Below are 14,739 nucleotides of genomic sequence, written 5' to 3' on the forward strand. Positions count from 1 at the left end.
GTCGGCGTCCTTTACTGTGCTGCCAATGACTGCGCCAGATGTTCAAGTTTGGTGGGGATGGCTTTACCCAGTTTGCGATATTCATCCATCAATGCGCGCAACAAAATACCAGGCGGGATTGTTTGATTTTCCGCGCTATTGATGTGTGTTGCAGCTGTGAGCACGGCGTTGCGAATAAATCCACCAGGCAATTCGGAGTAGCTGGCTAGCAGTTGGCAAAATTGATCACCGGGATTTCGCGCGCCGAGATGGGATTGCCAAATCAGGTAACGCTCGGCGGCTGCCGGCGGTATAAATTCGATAATGGCATCCAGACGGCGGGTAAATGCTGAATCAATACGGGATCGACCGTTACTGGTCAGGATGGCAATGCCCGGATGGGTTTCGATACGAGTGAGTAAATAATTGGTCAACATATTGGCAAAGCGATCACCGGCTCCACCGGTATCAGTGCGTTTTCCGAACAACGCATCAGCCTCATCCAATAGCAATATCGTGTCACTCGCGGCTGCTTCATCTAACAACAGACCAAGATTTTTTTCTGTCTCACCGATGTATTTATTCATCACCGATGCCAGGTCTACCCGATACAAGGGAGCGCCAAGTTGCGTTGCAATATAACTGGCAGCCAATGTTTTCCCCGTTCCACTTTCGCCGGAAAATAACACGCGAATGCCAAGGTTTACTGACGCCTGGGCTGTGCAACCTAAATCCTGCCATAAGGTTTCGCGTTTTTTACAACGCTGGATTAACTGGTTTAATTGTTGATCCACGCCCGCCGGTAACACCAGCGCGTTGCTATCCACCTGGCGCAACACCGGTTGTGCTAATTGACGTAACCGATGATTCCCCAGGTGAAGACGCGAGTCCAGAATGTGCTGGCGCTTAAGTGGTAGCTGTTCACGGGCTGCCTGGGTTTGTGCCATGTGCGACAGCGTCTGAATACTTGCACCATCGATCAAGGACGATTCCGCCAACTCCTGCGCAAGATCTGGCGATGACAAATAGCTCTGCCACAACATCTGCCGCTCTTGCAATGAAAATCCGGGAATATCCAACTCAACCGATGCGCGCCCCTGCACAATACCTTCATGGCCACAGATCACCACTTGCGCCATGGCGGCGGCATCGGGTAGTTGATAAATCTCGCCCGGACCGAGCACCGGTTCAATAACCGGAAGCCATTTGCCGTAGGTGGCGGCGAGGTGCAATGCTTTGTCACGCGCCCACAATTCCGGTGCGATTTTTATCGGTTGAATATTCAAATAACGGGCCAACTCTCTGGCGACATGGATAGCGGTGGCACGCGCGCCGCGCAATACAATCGTGTGAGCGCGACCTAACCGAATATGTTGCGCGAGAATCGCCAGCGGTTGTTGCAAGGCGTCAGGCACCAAAGGCTCATCACCGACAAGCTGTTTGGTACTTGGCCAGATTACCGTCGCACCCGTCAGTAATGACCACAATAGTCCATCGACTTGTAGATGGCGCAAGGGCCAGGGTTCATCACCCACCACCTGGAGAATGCCTGCACTCACCAAGGGGTGATTAACAAGATCAATCGGTGTGACATCCGCATCAAATAAATCATTCAATAATTCACACACAAGGTGCACGCGCGGGCGCGGATGCTGATCCGGCGTTTGTAATTCCGCGAATGCCAGGTTGAGCCAGTGACTATTTTCCACTTCGCCGCACAAACCGAGTAAAAAAATATCAGCCAGGCTAAGCTGATAATCCTTGAGCATCTGTTGCAGCGGTTCGGATAACGTCAGGTGCGGGATGCGGGTATGTGAACGAATAGCTGCCCAGTCATAACGTGAAAGCTGCCAATGGGTTGCTAATTGTTGCGCGTGCTCCGATTGCGTAAATGTGATCGATGGTGATTCGAGCCGCGCCCTGCCGAAGTCACTGATACCTGCCAGAATCCACAACGAAAAAAACGATTCCTGTTTTGGGCGCGCATACTGCGCCGGTATTGCTGAAATCCTGACATTGCTGTTCATGGATTTTGCTCTCGTAGGGAGTTTAATGGTAGGAGATCCGGATCAGTGACATAGTGATACTTGATCACCTGCCCCAGCCAGGGTTGCCACCCCGGATTGATATCCAACCCCAGTAAGCGTAACGGCAGTTGTATCGACGACACATGGAAATACACGTTGATATAAGGCAGGCGTTGTTCGATATGCGCTTTTAAAAGAAAAAAATCTGCATCCCATTGCAGGTGTTGATGAAAGCGATGTATCACTTGCGGCGTCAGCTTTTCAGCAAGTTCCGATGCAAATCGTAAAGCGCCCTCTTCTTCGGGCGTTGTCAATTGGCTTTCCAGAAAATCTGTCAAACCTGCATCTTTGCCGCACCCCAGCATGTGCGCCATGTGCTGGATGAGCTGCCATGGGGATACCCGGCTTTCCTGAATATCTTCAGTACATCTGGTGACTAACAATGCGTTAATCAGGAAAAAAATTCCGCCGTATTGGGTCAGGTAAATGTGACTATCCGTCAACGGCGTTGTTTCAGTGGAATCACTTGATAACCTGGATGAAATTTCAGTATCGGCGTACAAAACCTGATGCGATTGTTTGGATATACGGGTATCAGGATCGCTCTCGCGGTTTTCATGTTTATTTGTGGGAATGTCATCTTCGCTCGTCTTAATAGATGGAGCATCGTGCTGCGCGATATATTGATCGTCAGCGGGTTTTTTAACGTTATAGATAGCTTCACGAAACCCGTTTTCCCAGCGCCTTGAGAAATCTCCATCTGTTAATTTATGTGGATAGCTTTTCCAGGCACAGATCAATGCAACTAATGAGATAACGGGGGGATCAGCCGATGCATCATGTTTGAGCGCGGCCAACGTATTGCTCCATTCACTGAGGATTTTTTTAGTTTCAACAGCGACATGTTCTTGCGTTAACGCCCCGTCTTTTATTGTCTTTTCCGGGACACTGTTCCATTGTGTGATACGACATAAATCCCGATAGATATCGCGAACATTGTCAGCCCCCAGGATTTTGATCAACGCAGGGAAACATTGCGCGCGATTCAGCTGAAACAAAATGTCGGGCAAATCAAACAGGTTTTCCTGAAACAGATGACGCAATATAGCGGCGGGAGTTGATGCGGAACGAATAAATGGTTGCCAATACCAATGCTGGTAGGTATTGCGTAGAAGATCCAGACAAAAATAAATCACTTGCTCAGTGCGATGGTGAAAATAGATAACGTCTGCCACCTGAGCGCCCGGCTGTGAAATATGCACAGCACTGGCCGTCATCTGTCGAGCAATGGCGGCAGCATCTGCACCCAACTGCCACCAGGGTCCACGTACATCAATCCGCCGGATTACCATCAACTTTTCGTCATCCTCTCCCGGCCAGGATTGCGCGTCCAGGGATTGCAGCAGCGCTTCGCGGTGATGCGTTGCTCCGCTTAGCGTCATACGTTGAATGGCAACACTGCTATGGTCCATTCCGATCTACCTTTTCTTACCGGGCATGATAAAACCGGTAACGGTGTAAGCCGTGGATGGCGTAGCGTTTTGTGTTACCAGCTGGGTCAAGGTTGCCACTGCACCTTTATCATCAAAATCGTCGATCCTTAAGGTTCCGATCAAGACATTCGCCGGACTCACCATTTGCAGCAAGGTGCCTGGCAAGGCTTCCTTGTTGAGAGTTAAACGCAACGCATCTCCCACAACAAAACGCCCCGGCACCGTAGCCAGATTACCGCGCAGTATCTGATCGGGGTCATCCGCTGCAGCGAGCATCAAGGTTGCACGAATTAAATTGCGCACGGCAGAATGGCTTGTACTGCTGGCGTTTGTTGTGAGTTGCCGCCACCACCACTGGATTAATTCCACCAAGGTGCGAATACCGTTCAGGTCTTTGGCTTCTGCCTGTCCAATACCGGGCCATTGGGTAGGCTGTTTTACATTGAGCGTATCCAGCTCAGCCGCTTCGGCCCACTGCAAACGAATAGAGGGCGACACCTTGCGTAATTCTTTCAGCAACGAGTGCGTAGCCTGATCCAGTTTATTGCGTTGGGTTTCCGCCAAGCCCCGTAACCGATGTGGCGGCCCGCTCAGTAAATCTTCCAGCGATAGCAATTGCGCGGCATTGCGTTGGTATTCAACGATGGACGGACTGGGAATAAAAGCTTTATGCAACATATCGCTCATTAACATCTGGTTTTGATTGCGCAAGCGACCCAGCTTTACTGAAATCATCTTGACGTCTGCTTGATGATTCTGATTGATGCGATAACCCAGGCGCGCCTGGCGCACACCCAACATACGTTGCAACTGTGGACGGTTTGGCAAGAGCGTGTAGTGGTTGTGCAGACTCACCCAGTCACTCATGGAGATATCCAGAACTGCTTCCATAAACACCTGTAGATCTTCAGGCAAATCGATATCTTCCAGAGGGTAACCCGGCACCAGGTCATCCAGACTGCCGTGGCGTAGGGGCAAAGGGTTGACCGGGCGTAAATTAATCGGTGTTTCGCGGACGCGAGCGTAGAACAAACCTTTGTGATTATTGAGGATACGGGCGCGCTCAGCGTATGCTTTTTCAACATCGGTCCAATTTTCCGCAACCAACAGGCGCGCGACCTGATAGTCGCCTTCGCTGCGGACCCGTTGTCGATTGAGGTTAGCGAGCGTCTGGTGGTGTTGGGGAATGTCGGTTTCTACCTTGTTTAAAGCAGTTCGTTTTTCAGCCAGGATTTTTTGTTGGAGCTTGTGCAAATTGATCAGTTCGCGACGCAGCCGCTCTATAAGCAGAATATCTTGGCGTATTGCCTTTCCGGTAGTGAATAACGCAGTATGGCTGGTAATTTTTTTTGTGTCGGTTGAATCCTTGGGGTCATCGTAGGCGGTTAGTTTTTCGATCTCATAATCAGCCCAAGGCGCGGTGCTTACATCTTTTCGTATAAATGAAAAATTCTTGAAATCATAAATTCTATAAACCCAACTGCCCTTTATCTCATCCAGATACTTCTTTACTTTTCCGACGAGTCGGTTTTCCTGGCTGAGGCCAAATTCATCGCGTAACGTACCAATACCATTCTTCGCATCGAGAAAACTGATATCCGCAAAATTGATATGGGCGATAGTACCGAATTTTTCATTCGGTTTTTCATACACTTCGGTATCCAAAAACATGGGCGTATAAAGTTGAGCGTTAATAATACCGATATGCTCGTTAATACTTTGGCCTTTCTCGGTGGCGAGGTATTTCGGATCAAGATAGTGCGTGGCTGATGTCTGGTATTCGACAACCTTGGCAATTTCTGTCTTTTCCTGCATTGCACCTAATAACATCTTGTTATATTTGATTGCCATAATGACGCCCCCTAAGGATTAATCCTCTTTAACTTCCACTACGGCCCGATACTCCAGACTGTCGCTCCAGCGCATCAGGTTAAGGCCGCTTCCATCACCAGCGACGCCACTGGCAAGCCCGGCAAAGGACACGGTAATGGAATCGAGTTGTTGACGCTGGAGGATCAGGAAGTCACTGACCTCATTGATCAACTCCGTACTGCGGCTGATAAAGTTTTCAATGGTTTCTATTTCATAGAGCAAATTTTCCCGCTGGCGATAAAGGCCGTCAGTGACCTCTTGCTCGTCGGGGTATTCCGGTTCCGGTGAAGTGTAAAAAATTTCATCCCAAACCTCATCGGATATTCGCGCATCAATTGCGCTGTAAGGACGAGGCAAGGTTTCCGGCTCACGCAATTGCAAACGTCGCTGTGAAACCAGCTCTGTAAAATAGTCAAAGGTAGCTTGCGGCGCTGGCTGGCTGACAGGCAAACCGGCGAGCTTGCGCTCCTCTTCGGTTAAATCAAAATAATCGCTAACGGGGCCGGCGGTTTTATAAATCTGTTTAAGGACCGATACCTTATCTTCTTCGGTAAAATCGGTCGGCGTCCGGGTAATGTTTCCATACAACAGAAAATACTCGATAGCCCAGGCGTTGTAATCGGAAGCAGCCTGCACATAGCGCTCGTGCAATTCATTGAGCAATGCCATATCAATATCCGGCAGGTCGAGCAGATCAGCCCGGTAATCGTCCGGCTCCACAGCGACCATGATGCGGATACGATCCTGTTGGTTGTGCACGAGATCAATAACGCCGCGAGGTAATTCATGCTGAATAACACCGTCGACGCTGTTGGCCGGTACTGCGACCAGTTCCATTTGCAAGTCGCGGGGATTGAAATGCAATACCGGTCGCTGCCAGAGATTGCTGTCGTCTTCACTTTCACGACCGGCGATATCGGTAATCAAATCCCGAGGGAAGGGTCCAGCGGCGGGCAAATAATCAACGCCCGTTAGTGTTGCCAGATTATCCAGCGTTTCCCCGTCGGTATGTTCATGCCGCAGTTGGCTTTGCAAAAATTGCCAATAACCCAGAATATTCTGGTAAACATTATCGCCTGTCGCATCGAAACGCCCTACCCGGTCCTCCACCCATTGCAATTGGTCGTCGACAATCTTGAGCAGGCAGACAGGCACTGCACCGGTGTCTGGATCAAAAGGTGATTCGGACAATGACCGCACCAATACGCGCATGGCCGCGCGATTTTTTTCCATGCTCATCCAGGACGCGGCCTTGGACACAAAATGTAAATCCAGGGTTGCAAAGGTTTCCAAACGGCTGTCGCGCAACGGGTTGGGTTCGGTGCGTGAACAGGGATCGGCGCCTTCGCTCTCATCGAGCAAGGCAATCTGACGTTTTACGGTGAGGAAATAATATCCTTCGACCGGTACGGCTTCGTGGTCTTCAGGAGTAATGCGGTTCTGGTATTCATCAATCAGCGAGTCCCAGTCGAGACGAATAGGAAAATTAACGTGCACGGCGCGACCATCACCACCGACACCAAGGCCAGGGCGAACGCTGATATCAATACTGTCGTCCGTTTCGGTGATGCTCACATCAAGGCCGTAAACAATTCCCGGCGGCGCGCTGCGCAGTAAATCCTCGCAACGCTCATCGACATATTGCTGCATCAGGTCAAATTCCTGCTCCGACAGATAACGCCCGGCAAAATAATGCAGACGCCGGGTATTGTTGTCGGCGATGACGTTATGCAACTGCAAGCGCTTGGTTTCCATAATGCACTCCAACGACAAAAGCTATTCTGATTCGGCCAGTTTCTTCCACTGCTCAATAATCTTTTCATCCAACTTGAATTGCTCGCCGATCTTCGCCATCAATTGCGGCAAACTGGTATCGGGATTTTTCTCGAATAAAGTCAATAAATCGGGCAATTGCTTTTGATTCGCTACGGCGGCAAGCGTTGGCCAGTTCAACGCATCGTAACGCGCGGGCATCACCAGCAAGGCATCAACAATCGTTGCCAGGGTTCGCGGGCTATCCGCAAAATTCTCGTGGATTTCCTGCGCCGCTTTTCTGGCTGCATCGTCATTCACGGGGCGGCGCTTAAGGATCTCTTCAATAGACATTGATTGACCGCCATTGCCAGATTCCAATTCCTTGATCCGTTGTTCGGCTTCTGCCAGTTTCTTTTCAAGAGCATCCTGCTCTTCCAGGATTTTTTTATTTTCTTCTTCCAGCTGGCTGATTCTTTCACGCAGAGCGGCAGTTTGATCGTCGCCGCTCTCCGCCGCCTCCAGCGCATCTTCAAGCTCTTCAATCTGCTCGTTAAGATCTTCGATAAGGGCTCGCGCCTCGTCGAGGCGTTCATCCGGATCGCGATTCAATTCCAGCAGGAGGGCTTCGTTATCTTCTTCCAGCTCATCAATGCGCGCTTCCAGTTCTTCGACATCCTGCGGTAATTCAGCATTAATATCGGGTAAGTCTTCGTAGCGTCCCGCCGCCAGAACGATAGCGCTGACTTGCGTTTCTGCCACGCGCGTTGGCCGTCGTACATAGAAAATATTTTTATCGCCGGCCCACAGTGCATTCCAGATGGCTGAATCTGTATTCTCCTCGTGTGTGGTTTCTCCATACGCGCGCAATCCATAATCATCCAGATGGGGAGGATGCACGAAGTCACGTTCACTATCGCTATCCGGGACGCTATCTGAAAGTAACCGCGTATGCTGGAGCTGCCGCGCCCGCAATGAAAATTCCTGATCGCTGAGGGGCACCAGAATGACGATGTCCACATCCGTATCTTTTTGCAGATCGATGGGTTCCAGCGCTTTACTTTGTTCAACAATGGCATTGATGTCGTCGCGCCGGACCGGCGCAATACTGACTTCAAAGCCCTCGGGAAAGTAACCCTGATAGCCATTGACGGGATCGACACAACGCTTGGGGATTGAGCCGAAAGGCGGTAAAAGATCAAAGTAATGTGTAGCGGGAAAAGGATCTTCGCGGGTGCTTTGCTGGCGCAGTTTCAAGACGTCCTGCAAGAGTTCTTCATAGTGATAAAACAAATCCATTTGCAGGTTGTAACGTGACTGGGCCGGCCGATGTTGACGACGTAGCAGTCCGCGATCCAACCACTGTGGTTTTCCATTCTCTATCGCTAGCAATCCCAAGGCAATGCCATTCTCCGGCAGCTCCGGCGGTTGAGTGCGCTGCGTCATAATAAAATCCCGCACCAATGCCGCACGCGATACCACCGAGCTGTGCAAACGTTGGCCCGAGGATTTGGTCGTATAAACGTAGCGCGTTGGCAATGCCTGCAAGGTCAGAACAACACCCTCAGCGTAAAAATTAAAATGAAAACCGCGCTCCGCCTCCAGGTCGCGCGGATAGATCTCAGCGCTGCCCTCGCCCTTCTCCGCATACTCCAACACCACGGCATACAACCCTCGCTCCAGATAACGAAAGCCGGGATTCAGCTCGGCCATCTTCGCTGGATCATAAAGATTGATTTCAAGGGTTTCTTTCTCCAACTCCAGAATTCTGCCGGAAGGGGCGATGGCTAATCCTGGTGTAACCAGCAACATTCCTTCATCGGTCAGTTGTACATCCAGACCTCGGATAATGCCCTGACCAATGACTCGACCTGCTTCGCGCAGGCGTTCATCCAGATACAATTGATCGCGAATCAAATCCGATGCTTTCAGTAATCGGCCATCGTAATAATTGGTGCGCGATAGCTTGGGATCGATGCTGGAAATATTGCGTGCTTTATCTTCGGTCAGCGCAAAATTTACCGGATTAAATGGGCTTTGAAAAAAACTCATGACGTAGGCTCCTGTCTGCTCAACCACGCCAGCTGGTTTGCCGTGCTGACGAAAGGACGCACAAGGTTGTTAACGGTAATGCGTGCGGGATCGATATCGGGCTGCAAATCGGCAGTCAGTGGAACCCGCACCTGGGCGAGCAAAGTACGCGACAAATCCTCGATGTCGCCATCGATTTCAAGCGCGCGATTGGACGCCGGAACGGCGTAGATCAAACGGCTTTTATCGTCATAAAATTTTTCTTCCGCTTCGCCGGCTGCTTCCTTAAATGCGGTTTCGGTTGGTGTAAGGTCCGTTTCCGGATCAACCGTTTCCAGATTCAGGCCTCGCCAGGGATTTTCAGTAGCAGTGGGTGTAGGTCCGGGAATAATTTCCAGCAATACACTATCGCGCGCGCGGCTGGGTTGTACCGGATCAGTTCCGGCGTTGATCTTGCGCGCCAGCACGGGTTGCAAACCGGTTGCGCACGCGTGGTAGCGCATGGTGATCAACAAACTCAGAACGGTATCGCCTTCAATAAAACCATCACTCAATAATTGATTGCCATCGGGCTGTTCAAGCTGTGCGGTGAGCCAATCGCGCAAGTTGACGCAATAGGGTTCAAAGCTCATGACTTCGCGCCCCAACCCATCGATGCCTATGCCGGGCGTGACAATTAATCGCACGCTGATATTGTCCGGTTCTTCACCGGGCTCTGGCGGCTCTTCCGGCTCAGTACCCTCTGGCGGGTCCAGCTTAACCGCAAAGCCCACCAGAGTTCCCGCACCGTGAAACCAATAATTATGGCGATTGATACGCAAGCGATGGTATGCCTGCTCGGCACGCGTGGCATCGATGCCTAACAACATACCCGCTTCAAAATTCACGCGTTCCAGGGGCGTGTGGAAATCGGCATCCTGTTGCAGGTGTTCTTCAAGTGTGAATTGACTCATTGGTGATCTCCATAAAAACGTCGGTCGCCATACAACAGATCTGCGGGCGACAAGGCCGCGTGATTACGCATGATGCCTTCGCGCCCCAACCAGGTGTCATCCAGAATAACTTCACGCCAGGGAATGGCATGTTGCAGATAAGTATCGATGCCTAGTAACGGCGATAAACCCAACACAAACGGCAGATCGCTTTCGATAATTTTCCATTCCATATGCGCGGGAATTTGCTGTACCAGGAATTGTTCGATCATCTTGCGTTGTGGCTGTGCATCGCCGTGCAACACAATCGAAAGCCGGTAGGCATAGCGATCAAAAAACGACGCTACTTCTTCTTGTTGCTCCGACGTTTCTGCCAACTCCGGCGCAAACAGCGCAAGGAATTCCTGGGAGGTTTCGTCGGTCAGAATCAGCGATTCACCGACAATACTGTTACCGCTTTGACCCGTACCCAAGGTTAACGGGTGATCGTTATCATCCAGGTCGATACCGATGATCGTCGCCAGAGTGCGCCGCAGGCGATAATTTTCCACCGGTATAACCTGGCCACGACTGACCGCACCGTCAGTCGCAACATCCAGTGCAAGGCACAAGCCCGCATAGGTTCCTTTTATTTGTTGCAGATAACCTTCCACATCCAACCAGCGACGCTTGCGCGCTGTCGGCCAACTTGCGGGCATGGTTGAACCGATAGTGGAACCCAGACGCATCAAACGACGCTCCGGTGTCGTGGCCGGATACAACCAGCACTCGGCATTGACAATGGTTTCTTCCACCGGCGTCATCAAACCTTCAAAGCTGGCCAACAAGCGTTCGCGCACATCGGCGCCGTTTGCTGCGCGTGTGTCGGTAATGTTGATACTTTCCTGTTGATGAAAATGTTCCGGCAGGTAATGGGCTTGCCAGGAAAAACGCGGGCAATACACGCGCATGCTGGCAATGGCCGGTGTGTGCCGTCCGTCACCGCGCATTGCAATTTTTAATTTCAGGTAGCGACCGCGAATTTGTCTCACGGCACCTTGCTGGCGTTGCAGTTGAATTTCAAACAAGCCTTCGTGATGTGGGTCCGGCTCGAAGCGCCCGCGATAAAAAGGTATTTCAGATTGCAACGGCAACCAGAGTGGTCCAGGTTGTTCCTGCCAGTCGGACCCTTCTTGATCGAAGTCGTCAAACGCTTTTACCGACACGCGCAATTCACATCCGGGTGGAATACAGGCCTCCATATAAATCCGATGCCAAACGGTATCGTAATTTCCTGAATCGAGTGTTTGGCTCAGGATGGCACTGCCCTCGGCCTTGAAACGCGCCTGGGCTAATGGATACAAACGCTTCGGGCCCTGTTCTGACAAGTAGCGCACCATGCCGCGCTGCCCGGTGACAAAGCGCACGCTCTGTTGGCTGTGCTGCGGATAACGGCGTGGCTCAAGCGTAAAATTGCCGCCGTCATGCAAGAGCATCGCCGGTAAATCGAGCGCGGGATCAGGCGTGTTTTCCTGCGGCACCATCAACACAATTTTGTGCGGTGCCAACACGGCAATGTCGGTAAAAAAAGGCGAGTCGGGTAAATCCCAGGTGGACAATGGCGCACCGGGATCATCGTCGAGACTACGTGTTATCAATACTTGTTTTTCGGTAATCTGATTTAGCAGCAATAAATACAGATGCTGTTCATCGGCACACACACCGATGATCGTCAAATCATCTGGCAAATTTTGTTGCCAATGAAGTTTTAACGGGTGCGGATTTTCCTGCAAGGGTTCAAAGCGATCTACACGTTTTTGGTAAGCTTGCGGCAAAGGTTCCCCGCTGCACAAACCCAGGCTGTTATTACCAATAACCCATATCCGATTAAGGTAATCCACCCACACGCGTTGCGCGTCAAGGTTCAAACCCTGATCCAGGTCCAGGCCCAGATCCAGACGCAATTGCCAACGCCGTGCCAGATGCACCAGCAGTAATCCCCGGTTTGTGTCACCACGATAGATCAACGCAACGCGACCATCGCCCCCCAGGTGTAGATCAATAAAGCGGGTATTGGTCGGCGCATCAACCGGATCGAGACTGATAGCAGCGGCAGTGTCACCGGTTGTGGATTGGCTAGTGGCCAGCACTGGCCCAGCCGTTGCAGTTGCATCACCCGCATCAAATTTTTGTTTGTGTTGCCAGTTAAGTGCGTACCACAGTTGTTGGCGGTCTTCGCTTAAAAAACCCAATTGACCAAACGCGTCTTCAACCAAGGGCTGCGCTTCCTGCCATTGTAAAAATGCGCCGGCACGATTGATAACCGACACCCGGGGCGTCTGTTGAACCGCCAGGCGAAACAGCGCTACGGATTCATCCCACACACAATTATCAAAGCCGCCGGTGCGAAAATCACCGGCACTGCTGAGTAATTGAAATTGTGTTCCGTAACTATCCATTGCTTTCTCTCTTTAGCTATTCTCGCTAATAGCGCATCACGTACTGTTAGCACAACTCAGGAATAATCGGGACGGCAATCGCATCGTCATCATCGCCGCCGTCCACACCCTCGATAATCGCCGGCGCTGGTGGCGGATCTTCACCTTCATGCGTTTCTACCACCATGACTTCCGGCAATTGATATTTCTGCAATGCCAGCTTGTCCGTTTCAATCCACTCACCACTGTCAACCTGATAAAACAGACGCACATGGTTAACCGCCAACACGCCTTTAACGCGTGCCGCAACGGTTATTAATTCATTGATTTCCAGCGCGCGCCCCATCGGCCAGCCTTGCGCTAAATGGCCACCGGGAGCCAAGGCCCACAGATACAACAACACGGCCTGATTCACCGTGTTCAAGGTTTCCGTTAATACAGCAGGATCAATGACTTCGACGCTTAACGAAATCGCGACGGGAATAAATTCCGGGCTGAGCACATACAATTCCGTACCGAGTAATTTGCGCTCATCCATGTAGGTATACACATCGCGCAGCAAACCCGCTGTTGGTTTCGGAGCGGCAGCAAAGGCGGGGATGGCCGGCGGCATCACAAATAAACTGACAACACCGGGGACATGTAAACGAACACTTGCCAGACTATTCCCCGGCAACAAACCGGCAATCATTTCTGCCCGGCCGACCGGTGCAATGGGATTGTCCCGCGCCAGTTGAATAAAATCGTTCTGGGTTACGGCGCGGTTGCGGTGATTTAAATGTGCGGGAATGCGCTGCTCTGCGTCAGCGACGGTTTCAGCATCAAGGCCGTAAGCCGTGCGCCATTCATGGCGCAGCAAAAATGCTGTGCTCGCCGGGGTAATCAATTGTTTGATATTGTCTGCGGGTAAATTGCCTTGCTTGCCGCCGCCATAACGATAATAGGCTGCGCGAATACGTGCGTTCGGTGCTGGCCGACTGCCGCGAATACCATCGCCGAATTGCACGGTACCGGTTGCGCTGTCAAAGCGATACACACGATCATCCGGTCGGCTCGCCGCAAAATGGGGTACGGGTTGCCAGGGTACATAGGTGCCGTGTTCACTGACTTCAATTTGCACGCTGGATGCATCCACATCGGAGCGATTCAGCAAAGCAACCTGCCCTACCCGACCATCGCCAATCCCAATTACCTGGTCGCGCACAATACCCTGGGCAATCACATCTACCGCATTGATACCGAGATAACCCAGCTTGAGATCCGTCTCACCCGGTGCACTTAAACTTAACCAGCACACAACCTGCTCCGGTGGAATATCGGCGGGCTGCTCCGGTGGTGTATTACCAAAACCGGCGTATTGGGGATCATTGGCAAATTGCGATTTCAACACCCCGACACTTTTAGGTAAACGCAGACGCACCACACCGGTTTGTCGCCCACCTTTTGATGTATCGTGAATCACTTCCAGCGGGAGATACATCGCTTTGCGATCAGCCGCATTTTTTTGCCAGATGATATGCCACTGCAATTTTCGCGGCGCGAGGGATTCAGCAATCTCTGCCGGTTGATCATCCATCGGTGCAATGCCCACATTGATGATTTGCCCCGCCAGATTCTCACGCAAGGTGGCCAGTGTCGCCGGTGCTGCCAGCTTTTTATCCGGCAAATGCAGCAACAAATAAAAGCGTTTGTCCTGACTGTGTGCCAAATCGAGCACATCCTTGCCAGCACTGAAACTGCGCGGGCGAAATGCTTTGGTCTTCACGCCATAAATTTCCTGCAAGCTGTGGCGCGGTATACCCAAGGCGTCCAGGTCGTTGTCGGATACGGACTCTTTCGTCATCACCGCCAATGCCAGGGGTGTTGATTGCAACTCACCGAGTGTGCTGAAGATAACTTCGCCAGCGGCGAGTGTACTTTCACTGCGCAGTAACGGCGGCAACGCAGGCCCTTTGGGTTTGGTATCGATAGAAACAATACCCCGCGCAGGCTGGGCTGGCCGCATAGGCAAATGCAATAAATTCAGGAAAGCTTGTCGTTGTCGCTCGGGAATCAGGTTCGCGCGATAGATTACCGATTCCGTCATCCATGCGAAGACATCGACCAAAGCCAACATGGGGTCGCCTTCGACGAGCGGTTGCATCTCTGGCAAGTGCGCTTGCAGGCGCTGCCTGGCTTCGGCAACCAGATCGTCAAAACTTCTGTTATCGAGTGATGTAATGGGTATTGGCATCGT

General features: G+C 51.5%; 8 protein-coding genes. All 8 read right to left on the bottom strand.

Annotated elements, in window-relative coordinates:
- Positions 1–11 precede the first annotated feature (11 nt).
- Genes CBR65_RS03545 through CBR65_RS03580 form a run of 8 tightly spaced genes read right to left on the bottom strand, consistent with a single transcriptional unit; the run spans position 12 to position 14,736 of the window.
- The gene (locus CBR65_RS03545; protein WP_087465572.1) at positions 12–2,006 is read right to left on the bottom strand and encodes an ATP-binding protein; all 1,995 of its coding nucleotides are present in this window, start codon (positions 2,004–2,006) and stop codon (positions 12–14) included.
- Positions 2,003–3,478 (bottom strand): hypothetical protein, encoded by a 1,476-nt coding sequence (locus tag CBR65_RS03550; protein WP_087465573.1) that lies wholly within the window; start codon positions 3,476–3,478, stop codon positions 2,003–2,005. The genes CBR65_RS03545 and CBR65_RS03550 overlap by 4 nt, the downstream gene beginning before the upstream one ends.
- A 6-nt stretch (positions 3,479–3,484) precedes the next feature.
- Positions 3,485–5,350, bottom strand: coding sequence for a hypothetical protein (locus tag CBR65_RS03555; RefSeq protein WP_087465574.1), 1,866 nt, complete (start codon positions 5,348–5,350; stop codon positions 3,485–3,487).
- Positions 5,351–5,368: 18 nt separating this feature from the next.
- The gene (locus CBR65_RS03560) at positions 5,369–7,126 is read right to left on the bottom strand and encodes a hypothetical protein (protein WP_087465575.1); all 1,758 of its coding nucleotides are present in this window, start codon (positions 7,124–7,126) and stop codon (positions 5,369–5,371) included.
- A gap of 21 nt (positions 7,127–7,147) precedes the next feature.
- Complete coding sequence (locus CBR65_RS03565; protein WP_087465576.1) at positions 7,148–9,175, bottom strand: hypothetical protein; 2,028 nt, start codon at positions 9,173–9,175, stop codon at positions 7,148–7,150.
- Positions 9,172–10,107 carry a hypothetical protein gene (locus CBR65_RS03570; RefSeq protein ID WP_087465577.1) on the bottom strand — a complete coding sequence of 312 codons (936 nt, stop codon included), beginning with the start codon at positions 10,105–10,107 and terminating at the stop codon, positions 9,172–9,174. Before CBR65_RS03570 ends, CBR65_RS03565 begins: the two co-directional genes overlap by 4 nt.
- Positions 10,104–12,524, bottom strand: a complete 2,421-nt coding sequence (locus CBR65_RS03575) for a hypothetical protein (RefSeq protein WP_087465578.1) — start codon at positions 12,522–12,524, stop codon at positions 10,104–10,106. Before CBR65_RS03575 ends, CBR65_RS03570 begins: the two co-directional genes overlap by 4 nt.
- A gap of 46 nt (positions 12,525–12,570) precedes the next feature.
- Positions 12,571–14,736 carry a putative baseplate assembly protein gene (locus CBR65_RS03580; protein WP_087465579.1) on the bottom strand — a complete coding sequence of 722 codons (2,166 nt, stop codon included), beginning with the start codon at positions 14,734–14,736 and terminating at the stop codon, positions 12,571–12,573.
- Positions 14,737–14,739 lie beyond the last annotated feature (3 nt).

This window comes from Cellvibrio sp. PSBB006, assembly GCF_002162135.1.
In the GTDB taxonomy this organism is placed as follows: domain Bacteria; phylum Pseudomonadota; class Gammaproteobacteria; order Pseudomonadales; family Cellvibrionaceae; genus Cellvibrio.

Coding starts and splice junctions, on each gene's coding strand:
- CBR65_RS03560 (WP_087465575.1), bottom strand. CDS start 7,126: ATGGAAACCAAGCGCTTGCAGTTGCATAACGTCATCGCCGACAACAAT.
- CBR65_RS03550 (WP_087465573.1), bottom strand. CDS start 3,478: ATGGACCATAGCAGTGTTGCCATTCAACGTATGACGCTAAGCGGAGCA.
- CBR65_RS03565 (WP_087465576.1), bottom strand. CDS start 9,175: ATGAGTTTTTTTCAAAGCCCATTTAATCCGGTAAATTTTGCGCTGACC.
- CBR65_RS03580 (WP_087465579.1), bottom strand. CDS start 14,736: ATGCCAATACCCATTACATCACTCGATAACAGAAGTTTTGACGATCTG.
- CBR65_RS03545 (WP_087465572.1), bottom strand. CDS start 2,006: ATGAACAGCAATGTCAGGATTTCAGCAATACCGGCGCAGTATGCGCGC.
- CBR65_RS03570 (WP_087465577.1), bottom strand. CDS start 10,107: ATGAGTCAATTCACACTTGAAGAACACCTGCAACAGGATGCCGATTTC.
- CBR65_RS03575 (WP_087465578.1), bottom strand. CDS start 12,524: ATGGATAGTTACGGAACACAATTTCAATTACTCAGCAGTGCCGGTGAT.
- CBR65_RS03555 (WP_087465574.1), bottom strand. CDS start 5,350: ATGGCAATCAAATATAACAAGATGTTATTAGGTGCAATGCAGGAAAAG.